This window comes from Micromonospora lutea (genome assembly GCF_016863535.1).
Taxonomy (GTDB): domain Bacteria; phylum Actinomycetota; class Actinomycetes; order Mycobacteriales; family Micromonosporaceae; genus Micromonospora; species Micromonospora lutea.
Window position 1 is genome coordinate 17,462 of sequence record NZ_BOPB01000023.1, and the last position, 13,665, is coordinate 31,126.

Annotated in this window: 10 protein-coding genes; 7 read left to right on the forward strand and 3 right to left on the reverse strand. The window is 71.3% G+C overall.

Annotation, left to right across the window (positions count from 1 at the left end; genetic code table 11):
- Positions 1-123: 123 nt before the first annotated feature.
- Both Vlu01_RS19585 and Vlu01_RS19590 read right to left on the reverse strand, forming a co-directional pair.
- Entirely contained in the window at positions 124-777 is a 654-nt protein-coding gene (locus Vlu01_RS19585; RefSeq protein WP_239096002.1) for a DUF305 domain-containing protein, read from the reverse strand.
- Position 778: 1 nt separating this feature from the next.
- Positions 779-1,597, reverse strand: a complete 819-nt coding sequence (locus Vlu01_RS19590; RefSeq protein WP_204001641.1) for a thioredoxin-like domain-containing protein — start codon at positions 1,595-1,597, stop codon at positions 779-781.
- 100 nt (positions 1,598-1,697) lie between these two features.
- Here Vlu01_RS19590 and argS point away from each other — a divergent pair, with 100 nt between their 5' ends.
- The 6 genes from argS (at position 1,698) to Vlu01_RS19620 (ending at position 12,078) form a co-directional block, all read left to right on the forward strand.
- Entirely contained in the window at positions 1,698-3,362 is a 1,665-nt protein-coding gene (gene argS, locus Vlu01_RS19595; protein WP_204001644.1) for an arginine--tRNA ligase, read from the forward strand.
- A gap of 59 nt (positions 3,363-3,421) precedes the next feature.
- Positions 3,422-4,807, forward strand: a complete 1,386-nt coding sequence (lysA, locus tag Vlu01_RS19600; protein ID WP_204001647.1) for a diaminopimelate decarboxylase — start codon at positions 3,422-3,424, stop codon at positions 4,805-4,807.
- Entirely contained in the window at positions 4,804-6,126 is a 1,323-nt protein-coding gene (locus Vlu01_RS19605; RefSeq protein ID WP_204001651.1) for a homoserine dehydrogenase, read from the forward strand. The genes lysA and Vlu01_RS19605 overlap by 4 nt, the downstream gene beginning before the upstream one ends.
- 35 nt (positions 6,127-6,161) lie before the next feature.
- Positions 6,162-7,211 carry a threonine synthase gene (gene thrC, locus Vlu01_RS19610; RefSeq protein WP_204001654.1) on the forward strand — a complete coding sequence of 350 codons (1,050 nt, stop codon included), beginning with the start codon at positions 6,162-6,164 and terminating at the stop codon, positions 7,209-7,211.
- Between the two features lie 231 nt (positions 7,212-7,442).
- Positions 7,443-10,745 (forward strand): efflux RND transporter permease subunit, encoded by a 3,303-nt coding sequence (locus tag Vlu01_RS19615; protein ID WP_204001657.1) that lies wholly within the window; start codon positions 7,443-7,445, stop codon positions 10,743-10,745.
- Positions 10,746-10,833: 88 nt separating this feature from the next.
- Positions 10,834-12,078, forward strand: a complete 1,245-nt coding sequence (locus Vlu01_RS19620; protein WP_204001660.1) for an MFS transporter — start codon at positions 10,834-10,836, stop codon at positions 12,076-12,078.
- A 17-nt stretch (positions 12,079-12,095) separates the two neighbouring features.
- Here the strand turns inward: Vlu01_RS19620 and Vlu01_RS19625 are convergent, their stop codons facing one another.
- A complete protein-coding gene (locus Vlu01_RS19625) occupies positions 12,096-12,482 on the reverse strand; it encodes a hypothetical protein (protein ID WP_204001662.1) in 387 nt (128 codons plus the stop codon).
- A 198-nt stretch (positions 12,483-12,680) separates the two neighbouring features.
- Here Vlu01_RS19625 and thrB point away from each other — a divergent pair, with 198 nt between their 5' ends.
- Positions 12,681-13,625 carry a homoserine kinase gene (thrB, locus tag Vlu01_RS19630; RefSeq protein ID WP_204001664.1) on the forward strand — a complete coding sequence of 315 codons (945 nt, stop codon included), beginning with the start codon at positions 12,681-12,683 and terminating at the stop codon, positions 13,623-13,625.
- Positions 13,626-13,665 lie beyond the last annotated feature (40 nt).

Genomic DNA, 13,665 nt, shown 5'->3' on the forward strand with positions numbered 1-13,665 from the left:
GTCGTATGACCCCAAGGTGGGGCGCACTGTCCCGGTAGCCGGATAGGAGCCACGTACCGCCGACGCAGCGCCGCCCCGCTCGAAGTGACGAGCGGGGCGGCGAGGAGCACGGGTACGAGCGGATCAACCGTTGGCGAGCTCCAACCGCCGCATCTCGTTGATCTCCTTCTGCTGCGTCTGCTTCATGGCCTCGGCCATCCAGACCACCTCGGCCCGGTCGGAGACCTTCAACAGGCCGTCGGCCATGTGGACCCCGCCGAGGTGATGCTTGATCATCAGTTTGAGGAACAACTGGTCCACCGCGACACCCTGGGCCTCGTGCAGTTGGGTGATCTCGTCGCGGGTCGCCATGCCGGGCATCAGGCCGTCAGCTCCCACCGGCACGGCGTCGGGCATCCACTCCATCGCCGGTCGCGAACCGGTGGGCAGCAGCTCCCACTCCTGCAACCAGCGCTGCATCTGGCCGATCTGAGCCTGCTGGGTCAGGGCCATGTCGTAGCCCATCTGCCGGATCGCCGGGTCCTGGCCCTTCGCGTACGCGATCATCGCCATCTCCACCGCCTGGGCGTGGTGGCGGGACATGTCCCGGGCGAAGCCGGCCTCGGCCGATTCTTCGCCCGGCGTCCGGGCCGACCACAGCGTCGCGGCTGTCCAGCCGAGGCCGAGCAGCAGCACCGCCGCCATGGCGAGGGTCAGATACCGCAGCAGGTGCGGCGAGCGACGCAACTCGGTGCCATTGTGCTCCGCCGCCGGTGCCTGCTGGGTCTCGGTCGACACGTCAACCACCCGTCGGCGGAGCCAATTCGCGCGGCTCGGTGCCGGTGCCGGTGGTGTAGTTGCCGGAGGAGCAGGGCACACCCGGTTCGATCGAGGCGTTCTGCGCCAGCGTGGTGGCGAACTCCTTGATCCGCGGGTCGTCGGCGCTGTCGACCTTGAGCTGGTAACCCCACGCCTGCAGCGACACGGCGGCGTCCAGGCCCTCGTACGGGCTCATCAGCATGAAGTCGTTGCCCCGGATCACGCTGGCCAGCTTCTCGACGTCGGCCGCGGGCAGGTCCGGGCGGTAGGTGAGCCAGACCGCGCCGTGCTCCATGCTGTGCACCGCGTGCTCGGCCGCGATCGGCGCGTCGTAGACGTCACCGAGGCAGCGCTGCCAGGCATTGTTGTGCGCGCCACCGACCGGTGGGGCGTACTTGTATTCGATCTTGCCGGCCTGGTGCGACTCGTAGGTGAGGCTCTCCGGGTCGGTCTTGCGGTAGTTGACGATGCCATCGATGTCGGCCGCCTTGTCCTCCCAGGACTGGCTGCCCTTGAAGGTCGCCCACGCGCCGAACCCGACGATCGACGCGGCGAGCACGCCGACGGCGACGAAGAGCGCGATCGGCCCCCACGACCGGCCCTGGCTGACCTTGACCGGAGTGATCGGCTTACGTGGCCCCTTGCCGCCCCCCGCGCGCTGGGCCGATCCGGACTTACTGGGGCCAGCCTTGGCGCCGGTCGCCTTGGCGCCGGCGGCCGGCCGGCCCGCCGCCGGCTTCTTGCCGGTGCTGACCACTGTCGGGCGGCGCTCCGGGCCGCTCGGGGTGCTGATACTCATCGTGCCTCGTCAGGTCGGTCGGTCAGGGGGACTGGCGGGCTGAGTTCGGATGCTGGGTCGCCGCCGCGGGGACCGAGTCTACCCCCGATAACATGGATCGGTGACTCCTGCAGAACTCGCCGACGCCGTCCTCGCCGCCGCTCACGCCGTCTTCGCCGACCGGGAGCTGGACCGGTCCGCCCTGCCGGAGCACACCACGGTCGAGCGTCCCCGCAACCCCGAGCACGGCGACTACGCCGCCACGCTGGCGCTTCAGCTCAGCAAGAAGGTCGGCCTGCCGCCGCGGGAGCTGGCCGCCGCGTTGGCCGCCCGGCTGGCCAGCACGTCGGGGATCAAGTCCGTCGAGATCGCCGGCCCGGGCTTCCTCAACATCCGGCTCGACGCCGCCGCCGCGGGACAGCTCGCCCGCTCGATCGTCGAGGCCGGCGAGGAGTACGGCCGCAGTGACCGGCTCGCCGGTCTGAAGGTCAACCTGGAGTTCGTCTCGGCCAATCCGACCGGTCCGGTGCACATCGGTGGCGTCCGCTGGGCCGCGGTCGGTGACGCGTTGAGCCGACTGCTGCGCGCGACCGGCGCCGAGGTCGGCACCGAGTACTACTTCAACGACGCCGGCTCGCAGATCGACCGCTTCGCCCGGTCGCTGCTCGCCGCCGCCCGGGGCGAGCCGGCGCCGGAGGACGGCTACGGCGGGGCGTACATCGCCGAGATCGCCGAGCAGGTCGTGGCTCGGCGCCCGGACGTGCTGGCCCTGGACGACGCCGCCGCCCAGGAGGTCTTCCGGGTCGAGGGCGTGGCGTTGATGTTCATCGAAATCAAGTCCTCGCTGCGTGACTTCGGGGTCGAGTTCGACACCTACTTCAACGAGAAGGACCTGCACGACCGGGGTGAGCTGGAGCACGCCCTGACCCGGCTGCGCGAGCAGGGCCACGTCTTCGAGTCCGAGGGCGCCACCTGGCTGCGGACCACCGACTTCGGTGACGACAAGGACCGTGTGCTGCGCAAGTCCAACGGCGAGTGGACCTACTTCGCCGCCGACTGCGCCTACTACCTCGACAAGCGGGAACGCGGCTTCGACCGCGTCGTGATCATGCTCGGGGCGGACCACCACGGCTACGTCGGCCGGATGAAGGCGATGGCGTCCTGCTTCGGCGACGACCCCGAGCGCACGTTGGAGATCCTCATCGGCCAGTTGGTGAACCTGGTCCGTGACGGTGCTCCGCTGCGGATGAGCAAGCGGGCCGGCACCGTGGTCACGCTTGAGGATCTGGTCGACGCGATCGGGGTGGATGCCTCCCGGTACGCGCTGGCCCGGTACTCCAGCGACTCGCCGATCGACATCGACATCGAGTTGTGGACCCGTGCCACCCGGGACAACCCCGTCTACTACGTGCAGTACGTGGCGGCCCGCACGGCCAGCGTCGGCCGCAACGCCGCCGAGGTCGGCCTGGTCCGGGGCGACGCCGCGACGTTCCGGCCCGAGCTGCTCGACCACGAGAAGGAGAACGAGCTGCTCAAGGCGCTCGCCGAGTTCCCCGCCGTGGTGGCCGCCGCCGCCGAGCTGCGCGAGCCGCACCGGGTGGCCCGCTTCCTGGAGGACCTGGCCGGGGCGTACCACCGGTTCTACGACAACTGCCGGATCCTGCCCCGGGGCGACGAGGCGGTCACCGATCTGCACCGGGCGCGACTCTGGCTCAACGACGCCACCCGGGTGGTCATCGCCAACGGGCTGCGCCTGCTCGGCGTCTCGGCGCCGGAGCGGATGTAACGCATGCGAGCGCGAGGAGTGAGCGTGCGAGCCATGCGGTCGCCAAGCGGAGGTCAGGGATGAGGGCTCACGAGGCAGGCGCGCTGCACGGCGACATCGGTAGCCGGGGGCCGGCCTGGCTGCGTCCCCCGGCCGACGTCAACGCCCTGGTGCCGCAGCTGTGGCCGGGCAACACCGCGCGTGGGGCGGACGGCGCGCTGACCGTCGCGGGCCTGGACGTACGTGACATCGCCGCCGAGTTCGGCACGCCGCTGTACGTCCTGGACGAGGACGACCTGCGGGCGCGCTGCCGGGCCTTCCGGGACGCCTTCTCCGCCGACGACGTGTACTACGCGGGCAAGGCGTTCCTCTGTCGCGCGGTGGTACGCATGATCGCGGAGGAGGGCCTCTTCCTCGACGTGTGCAGCGGCGGTGAACTGGCCGTGGCGCTGGCCGCCGGAATGCCGCCGGAACGGATCGGCTTCCACGGCAACAACAAGTCGGTGGCCGAGCTGAGCCGGGCCCTGGAGGCCGGAGTCGGGCGGATCATCGTCGACTCCTTCACCGAACTCGATCGACTCACCGCGCTGGCCCGCGAGCGGGGCGTCCGGCCCGGGGTCCTGATCCGGGTCACCGTGGGTGTGGAGGCGCACACCCACGAGTTCATCGCCACCGCACACGAGGACCAGAAGTTCGGTTTCTCCCTCGCGGGTGGCTCGGCTCTGGCCGCCGCGCTGCGCGTGCTCGACGAGGGCGTACTGGAGTTGCGCGGCCTGCACTCGCACATCGGTTCGCAGATCTTCGACACCAGCGGCTTCGAGGTCTCCGCCCGACGGGTGCTCACCCTCCAGGCGCAGATCCGCGACGCGCGTGGTGTGCAGCTGCCCGAGCTGGACCTGGGTGGTGGGTTCGGTATCGCGTACACCTCGCAGGACGATCCCGCCGTCCCCCAGGACCTGGCGGACCGACTGCGCAAGATCGTGGAGTTCGAGTGCGCGGCGGAGCGGCTGGCGGTTCCGCGCCTGTCCGTCGAGCCGGGCCGGGCGATCGTCGGCCCGGCCGTGTTCACGCTCTACGAGGTGGGTACGGTCAAGGACGTCGACGGCATCCGGACGTACGTCAGCGTCGACGGCGGGATGAGCGACAACATCCGTACCGCCCTGTACGACGCGTCGTACTCGGCGACTCTGGCCTCCCGGGCGAGCGCCGCCGGACCGTTGCTCGCCCGCGTGGTGGGAAAGCACTGTGAGTCCGGGGACATCGTGGTGAAGGATGAATTCCTGCCCGCCGACGTGCAGCCCGGAGATCTTGTCGCGGTGCCCGGAACGGGGGCGTACTGCCGCAGCATGGCCAGCAACTACAACCACGTGCCCCGGCCCGGCGTGGTCGCGGTTCGCAACGGCCGGGCCCGGCTGATCGTTCGACCGGAGACCGAAGAGGACCTGCTCGCTTTGGATGTGGGATGACGTCACCTGTACGCCTCGCCCTGCTCGGCTGCGGCACCGTCGGTGCCGAGGTGGTCCGGCTGCTGCACGAGCAGTCGGCGGACCTCGCCGCCCGCGTCGGTGCTCCGCTGGAGATCGCCGGCATCGCCGTACGCCGGATCGGGCGGGACCGCGGCGAACTGCCGGTCGACCCGGCCCTGTTCACCACCGACGCGCTTGGGCTGATCAAGCGGGACGACGTCGACGTGGTGGTCGAGGTGGTCGGCGGCATCGAGCCGGCGCGCGGCTGGCTGGTGGAGGCGTTGCGGGCCGGCAAGAGCGTGGTCACCGCCAACAAGGCGCTGCTCGCCGAGGATGGCGGCACGCTGCACGACGCGGCGGCGGAGGGCGGCGGTGACCTCTACTACGAGGCGTCCGTGGCCGGAGCCATCCCGCTGCTGCGCCCACTGCGCGAGTCGCTGCACGGCGATCGGATCACCCGGGTCACCGGCATCGTCAACGGCACCACCAACTTCATCCTCTCCGCGATGCACGCCACCGGCGCCGGGTTCGCCGAGGCGCTCGAAGAGGCGACCGAACTCGGCTACGCCGAGGCCGACCCGACGGCCGACGTGGAGGGCTTCGACGCGGCTGCCAAGGCCGCCATCCTGGCCTCGCTCGCCTTCCACACCCGGGTCGCCGCCGCCGACGTGCACCGCGAGGGCATCACCGAGGTGACCGCCGCGGACGTGGCCAGCGCCAAGGCGATGGGCTGCACGATCAAGCTGCTCTGCATCGCTGCGCGCGGTGCCGACGGGCAGGGCCGGGAGTCGGTCAGCGTCCGGGTGCACCCGGCGATGATCCCGGTGACCCACCCCCTGGCCAGCGTTGGCGACGCGTTCAACGCCGTCTTCGTGGAGGCGGACGCGGCGGGGCAGTTGATGTTCTACGGACGGGGTGCCGGTGGGGCACCGACCGCCAGCGCGGTGCTCGGGGATGTGGTGGCGGTGGCCCGCAACCGGCTCGCCGGGGTCCGCGCGGCCAGTGAGTCCGCCTACGCCGACCTGCCGGTGCGGCCGATGGGGGAGGCGGTCACCCGCTACCACATCAGCCTCGACGTGGCCGACCGGCCGGGTGTGCTGGAGTCGGTGGCCGGGGTGTTCGCCCGGCACGACGTCTCGATCGCCACCGTTCGTCAGGGGCCGGCCGGCGGTGCCGCCGGAGCCGCCGGAGACGCGGTGCTGGTCATCGTGACCCATGCCGCGCCGGACGCGGCGCTCGCGGCGACCGTCGAGGAACTGCGGGGTCTGGACATCGTCCGGTCGGTGGCGAGCGTGCTGCGGGTCGAGGGCGGGCTGTGAACGGCCGGATCAATCGCAGAGGCGAGGAGAGCAAGATGTGGCGTGGCCTGATCGACGCCTACCGGGACCGGTTGCCGGTCACCGAGGCCACGCCGGTGGTCACCTTGCACGAGGGGAACACGCCGCTGCTGCCCGCGCCGGTGCTCTCCGCCCGGCTGGGCTGCGACGTGCACCTGAAGGTGGAGGGGGCGAACCCGACCGGTTCGTTCAAGGACCGGGGCATGACGATGGCCGTCTCCAAGGCGGTCGAAGCCGGCAACAAGGCCATCATCTGCGCCTCCACCGGCAACACCAGCGCTTCTGCCGCCGCGTACGCGGCCCGGGCCGGGATGACCTGCGCCGTCCTGGTTCCGCAAGGCAAGATCGCTCTGGGCAAGCTGGCCCAGGCGCTCGTGCACGGCGCCAAGCTGCTCCAGGTCAACGGCAACTTCGACGACTGTCTGGCGCTGGCCGCCAAGCTCGCCCAGGACTATCCGGTGGCCCTGGTGAACTCGGTCAACATCGACCGGCTGCACGGCCAGAAGACGGCCGCTTTCGAGATCGTCGAGGCGCTCGGCGACGCACCCGACATCCACTGCCTGCCGGTGGGTAACGCCGGCAACATCTCCGCGTACTGGATGGGCTACACGGAGGACCGTGACGCGGGCAACGCCACCCGGCGGCCGAAGATGTACGGCTTCCAGGCGGCCGGCGCGGCGCCGATCGTGACCGGGAAGGTGGTGGCCGAGCCGTCCACCATCGCCACGGCCATCCGGATCGGCAACCCCGCGAGTTGGACGAAGGCACTGGACGCGCGGGACGCCTCCGGCGGCCTGATCGAGGCGGTCTCCGACCGGGAGATCCTGGCGGCGTACCGCCTGCTGGCCCGGGAGGTCGGTGTCTTCGTGGAGTTGGGCAGCGCGGCCAGCGTCGCCGGTCTGCTTCAGCAGGCTGCCGCCGGTCGGGTGCCGGCCGGCTCCACGGTGGTCTGCACGGTCACCGGGCACGGCCTGAAGGACCCCGAGTGGGCCATCTCCACCGCCCCCGCCCCCGTCACCATCGCCAACGACCCGCTCGTCGCCGCCCGCTCCCTCGATCTCGCCTGAGGGACTGCCGCTTCCCCTCGGCGGTGGACGGGTTCGGGTCGCGGCTGCGAACCCGCCGGCCCGGCGGGCGGGTCAGGGCCGGGGAGCCACCGACGAGCTGTACCGCGATCTGGTGGCGTCGCTGCGGATCGGTGCTCCCGGGACCCCGACCGCCCCGGAGGCCGGCAGGACGACGGGGTCGGGCACACTGCTCGTACCTCTCGATCGTCTCCCTCAGGAGTGAGTCACGCGATGTCGCTGCTCGCCAGATTCAGCCTCGCCAACCGAGGGCTGGTAGCCCTCATCGCGGTGGTGACCACGGCGTTCGGTGTGTACGCCGTGCCGTCGCTGAAGCAGCAACTCCTACCGTCGTTGGAGTTCCCCGCCGCGTTCATCGTGGCCCAGTACCCCGGCGCCGCACCGGAGGTCGTCGAGTCCCAGGTCGCCGAGCCGATCGAGAACAGTCTGCGCGGCCTGTCCGGTCTCGACTCGGTCACCTCGACCTCCCGTGAGGGCCTGACGACCATCGTGGTGCAGTACGAGTTCGGCACCGAACTCGACGACATGGTCAGCCGGATGCAGACCGCCATCAACCGGACCAGGCTGCCCGATGGCGTGGATCCGCAGGTGATCGCGGGCAGCACTGACGACCTGCCGGCCGTGGTGCTGGCCGCGTCCGGCGGCGACGACGAGCGCGCCCTCGCCGGCAATTTGCGTGACACCGTGGTGCCGGAACTGGCGGCGATCGACGGCGTCCGCAGCGTCGAGTTGACAGGCGTGCGCGACGAACTGGTGGTGATCACGCCGGATCCGGCGAAGCTGGCCAAGGCGAAGGTGCAGCCCACCGCGATCGGCACCGCGTTGCAGGCCAACGGCGTGGCGGTGCCGGCCGGTGCCGTAGTGGACGGCGACCGCACCCTGCCGGTGCAGGTGGGGGCTCCGCTGACCACCCTGGACGAGTTGCGCGACGTGATCGTCGCGCCGCCGGTCAAGAAGGCTGGTCCGATCCGCCTCGGCGACGTCGCCACGGTCGAGGAGCAACTCGCCCCGGCCACCGCGATCACCCGCACCAACGGCCGGGAGAGCCTCGGCATCGCGGTCACCGCCGACCCCGACGGCAACGCGGTGGAAATCTCGCACGCCGTCGCCGACCGACTCGCCGACCTGCGGTCCACCACCGGTGCCGAGCTGACGGTCGTGCTCGACCAGGCGCCGTTCGTGGAGAAGTCCATCAAGACGCTGAGCACCGAGGGCCTGCTGGGTCTGATCATGGCCGTGGTGGTGATCCTGGTGTTCCTGCTGTCGGTGCGTTCCACAGTGGTCACCGCGGTCTCCATCCCGCTGTCGGTGGTGGTCGCGCTGATCGCTCTCTGGGTCGGTGACTACTCGCTCAACCTGCTCACCCTCGGCGCATTGACGGTCGCGGTCGGTCGGGTGGTGGACGACTCGATCGTGGTGCTCGAGAACATCAAGCGGCACCTGACGTACGGCGGGCCGAAGCGGCAGGGGATTCTCACGGCCGTACGCGAGGTCGCCGGTGCCGTCACCGCGTCGACACTGACGACGGTGGCCGTCTTCGCTCCCATCGCACTGGTCGGAGGCTTCGTCGGCCAGCTCTTCGCGCCCTTCGCGATCACGGTCACCGTGGCGCTGCTCGCCTCGCTGCTGGTTTCGCTGACGGTGATTCCGGTGCTCGCGTACTGGTTCCTCAAGCCGGCCAGCGGCGCGGCCGACGGCGCGGCGATCCGTCGGGCGGCGGAGGAGCGTGAGTTGCGCAGTCCGTTGCAGCGGGCGTACCTGCCGGTCATCCGGTTCGCGACCGGCCGCCGGGCCTACCGTTGGGCCACCCTGGCGGCGGGGCTGCTGGTGCTGTTCGGCACCTTCGGGCTGGCCCGGCAACTGGAGACGAACTTCCTCGACGATTCCGGCCAGGACACCCTCAACATTCGCCAGGAACTGCCGATAGGCACCGGGCTGGCCGGCACCGATGCGGCGGCCCGACGGGTCGAGGCGGTGCTGGCGAGCACGCCGGGCGTCGAGTCGTACCAGGTCACCGCCGGTGGCGGCGACACCCCCTGGGCGGGCAGTGCCGGCAACAACGTGGCCAGCTACGCGTTGCGCCTCGACGGGGAGACCGACGCCAAGGCGATGCGCGGCGTGCTGCGGGACCGGTTCGCGGCGCTCGGATCGGAGGCCGGCGAGATCACCTTCCCGGCGGGTCAGGGCGGGGCGTCCGCCAACGAGCTGGCGGTGATCGTCCGGGCCGCCGATCCCGAGGCGTTGGCCGCCGCCGCCAAGCAGGCCGAGTCGGCCCTGACCGGCATCGACGGCGTCGAGGACATCACGACCACCCTGGCCGAGCGGGTACCGCGCCTCGACGTGACCGTCGACCGCGTGGCCGCCAGCCGGGCCGGGCTCACCGAGGCCGCCGTCGGGCAGCTGGTGTCGCAGGCATTCCGGGGTACGCCCCTCGGCCAGGTGACCGTCGACGGCGCTGCCCGGGACGTCGTGCTGCGCCGGTCGGCGGCACCGCCGATGACCATGGAGGAGCTGCGGGCGCTGCCGGTGGGCGCGGTCAAGCTGGATGACATCGCCGATGTCACGGAGACCACCGGCCCGCAACAGGTACGACGGATCGACGGTGAGCGCAGTGTCTCGGTCACCGGCACGGTCACCGGCTCCGACCTGGGCGCGATCAGCACCGAGTTGCAGAGCCGCCTCGACGCGATCGATGTCCCCGGGGCCACGATCAGCCTGGGCGGTGTCAGTGCCGAGCAGCGGGAGACCTTCGCCGACCTGGGTCTGGCCGTGCTGGCCGCGATCGCGATCGTCTTCCTGATCATGATGGCGACGTTCCGCAGCGTCATCCAGGCGCTGATCCTGTTGGTTTCCATCCCGTTCGCGGCCACCGGAGCGGTCGCCCTGCTGCTGATCAGCGGCACCGCGCTCAGCGTGCCGGCGCTGATCGGCGTGCTCATGCTGGTCGGCATCGTGGTGACCAACGCGATCGTGCTGCTCGACCTGGTCAACCAGTACCGCGCCCAGGGGATGGGTGTGCGGGAGGCGGTGGTCGAGGGCGGGCGGCACCGGCTGCGACCGATCCTGATGACCGCGATCGCCACCATCTTCGCGCTGACGCCGATGGCCTTCGGGCTCACCGGGGAGGGTGGCTTCATCTCGCGGCCGCTGGCGATCGTCGTGATCGGCGGACTGCTCACCTCCACCCTGCTCACGCTGATCCTGGTGCCGACGCTGTACGCCATGGTGGAGGACACCAAGGTGTCGGTCCGGGCGTGGCGACGGCGTCGGCACGGTGACGGCCCCCACGGCGGGTCGGCCGGCAGCGAGGTCGACGAGGCCGACGACAGCAGGGCGGACACCGCTCAGCGGACGACGGAGGGCGCGGGGACCGCTGCCGACACGGCCGCCGCGCGGCGGCCGGAGAGCCAGCCGGTACCGGCGGCGCCCTCCGGGGCGCTGATCGAGAACACCGACCAGTTCGAGGTGCTCCGGCTGCCGAAGAGCCGCAACTCACCGTTCCCACCCAACGCGTGACCGCCGCCCCCGGAGGGCCCTCGGGCTCTCCGGGGAGCTGTCCGCGCTCCGCTGCGACCGCTGACAGTGGCCGGGTAGGGTCCGCTCCGTGGCGTCCACCCTCTCGGTCCTCACCCGCAACCGGAACTTCCGCAATCTCTTCCTGGCCGAGCTGGTGGTCTTCGGTGCCGACTGGTTCGTCATGGTGCCGTTGCTGGTGCTGCTTCCGACGTTGACCGGCAGTGGCGTGTGGGGTGCCCTGGTGCTCGCCGTGGACACCGGCATCGTGGCGTTGCTGCTGCCGTACACCGGCACCATCGCGGACCGGTTCGACCGACGTACGATCATGATCGTCTCGAACGCCGCCGCGCTGGTCGGTGTCCTGCTGTTGCTCGGGGTGCGCGACGCCGGCAGCGCCTGGCTGGCGCTGCTCGGCATCGGTGTGGTCGCGGTGGCCAAGGCGTTCTACTCGCCGGCGGCGCAGGCGGCACTACCGAACGTGCTCGATCCGGATGAGCTGGCGGCGGGCAACGCGGTCGCCGGGTCGGCGTGGGGCACGATGACGGTCGTCGGCGCGTCGCTCGGCGGGGTGCTCAGCGCGGCGGCCGGGCCGTACGTGTGCTTCTGGGTCGGCGCCGTCGGGCTGGTGATCGCCGCGGGCCTGGCCACGCGCATCCGACGTCCGTTGCAGGCACCCCGCGAGCGTGGCGCGCGGTCGCCGCAGACCTGGGTGGCCATCCGCGAGGCGCTGGTGTACATCGGGCATCGCCCGCGGGTGTTGGCGTTGGTGACGGTCAAATCGGCGGTTGGCCTCGGCAACGGCGTACTCACCGTCTTTCCCCTGCTCGCCGGGGTGTACGGAGTCGGTCCGCTCGGTGCAGGCCTGTTGTTCGCGGTACGCGGTGCGGGCGCGTTGGTCGGGCCGTTCATGATGCGTCGGGTACTGACCAACCGGGCCTGGCTGCTGCCCGGCCTGGCACTGTCCATGTCGGTCTACGGTCTGGCCTACCTCGGCACGTCGGTGGCCGCCTGGTTCCCACTGGTGCTGGTCCTGGTCTTCGTGGCCCACTTCGCGGGTGGCAGCAACTGGGTGATGTCGAACTTCGCCTTGCAGGGGGAGGTGCCGGATCGGCTGCGGGGCCGGGTCTTCGCCACCGACATGATGCTGGCGACCCTGGCGATCTCCATCAGCCAGCTGGTGGTGGCCGCGGTCGTGGACGTGGTCGACGAACGTGTCGTACTGGCCGGCTGCGGTCTGGTGACCCTGGTCTACGCGGTCGGCTGGCGGATCGCCACCCGGAACCTCTCGCTCACCACGCCGGCTGCCGAGACGACCCCCGGCGGGGTGCGGTAGTACCGCGCGGTGTCGGCCTACCGGGGCTCGGTGGGCGGTTGGGGCGCGTGCGGCGGCGGGGTGGTCAGCGCCGGGCCAGCCGGGCGGGGCTCGCCGGGGCGGCGGCCGGCGAGCGCGGCAGCGACCAGCAGGCCCACCCCGACCGGCACGAGCAGGACGCGCAGCAGGCCGCCGAGGAAGAACAGCGGGCCGAAGCCGGAGAAGCTGACCCGCGCTCCAGCCGACCATCCCGTGGTGAGCAGTGCGGAGAGCAGCAGCGCGCCGAGGCCGGCCAGCAGCAGGTGGCGGACCCGTTCCGGCACCCGGTCGCGGGCGTTGTGGGTCAGCACCGCGGCGACCACCAGGACCGCAAAGGTCGGCAGCTCGGTGAGAACCAAGATCAGCGCGTATCCGTAGTTCTCCACGAACGCCTCCCACAGCCGTCAGTTCGCGGCAGCCTACCGGCCGCCCGCGCACCCGCCCACCGGCTGTTGTGCGAACCCGATTCGACCGGCCCTCCCGGAAACTTCACCCGACCGGTCGTTGCGGCGCAGCGGAGGCTGGGTGGTTCCCAGCAGCCGGGCGGTGTTCGGTCACGCCGGTGCCGGGCCTAACATGGGCGCGTGCCGATCACATTCGTCGCCGAACCGGTCCGGGTCCGGGTCCCCGCCACCAGCGCGAACCTGGGGCCGGGTTTCGACGCGTTGGGGCTGGCCCTCGCACTTCACGACGACGTCGCCGCCGAGGTGACGGCTGAGGGTGTGACGGTGACGGTGACCGGCGAGGGAGCCGCCGACCTGCCGGTCGACGACGGGCACCTGGTGGTACGCGCCATGCGGGCGACCTTCGACGCGCTCGGCGGGCAACCGCCGGGGCTGGCGGTGGAGTGCGCCAACCGCATCCCGCAGGCGCGTGGGCTCGGCTCCTCGTCGGCGGCGATCGTCGCCGGGGTGCTGTTAGCCCGGGCCCTGGTGACGGAGGGCGACAGTCGCCTCGACGACGACGCGGTGCTGCGGTTGGCCGCCGAGATCGAGGGCCATCCGGACAATGTCGCGCCCTGCCTGCTCGGCGGCTTCACCCTGGCCTGGACGGAGCCGACCGGCGCCCGGGCGGTGTCGCTGCAGGTGGCCGACGGCGTACGCCCCACCGTGCTGGTGCCCGCCGAACGCGGATTGACCGCCTCGGCGCGCGCGGCGCTTCCGGCCACCGTGCCGCACGGCGACGCCGCATTCAACGCCGGCCGCGCCGCACTGCTGGTGCACGCGTTGACCGCACAGCCGGGTCTGCTGCTGCCGGCGACCGCCGACCGGTTGCACCAGAACTATCGCGCGGCGTCGATGTCGGGTACGAGTGCCCTGGTCAACGGGTTGCGTGAAGCTGGTGTGGCGGCCGTGGTCAGTGGGGCCGGACCCACCGTGCTTGCCCTTTCTGACCTGCCCGTAGACTTCGACGCGGGAACAGATTGGCGGCTGCTGCGGTTGCCGGTGGATGTATGCGGGGCGCAGGTCGAGCGGGGTAGACTCAAACACGCGGAGCGGGACCCTGTTGCCGCAGGTCGCAAGAGTTGATTACGCTCTAGACTTAGCACAGCCGCGCAGCATGCGATCT

Bases quoted from the DNA above. Each gene is read 5' to 3' on its own strand.
- Vlu01_RS19590 (WP_204001641.1), bottom strand. From the start codon at position 1,597: ATGAGTATCAGCACCCCGAGCGGCCCGGAGCGCCGCCCGACAGTGGTC.
- lysA (WP_204001647.1), top strand. From the start codon at position 3,422: ATGAGGGCTCACGAGGCAGGCGCGCTGCACGGCGACATCGGTAGCCGG.
- Vlu01_RS19605 (WP_204001651.1), top strand. From the start codon at position 4,804: ATGACGTCACCTGTACGCCTCGCCCTGCTCGGCTGCGGCACCGTCGGT.
- thrC (WP_204001654.1), top strand. From the start codon at position 6,162: ATGTGGCGTGGCCTGATCGACGCCTACCGGGACCGGTTGCCGGTCACC.
- Vlu01_RS19615 (WP_204001657.1), top strand. From the start codon at position 7,443: ATGTCGCTGCTCGCCAGATTCAGCCTCGCCAACCGAGGGCTGGTAGCC.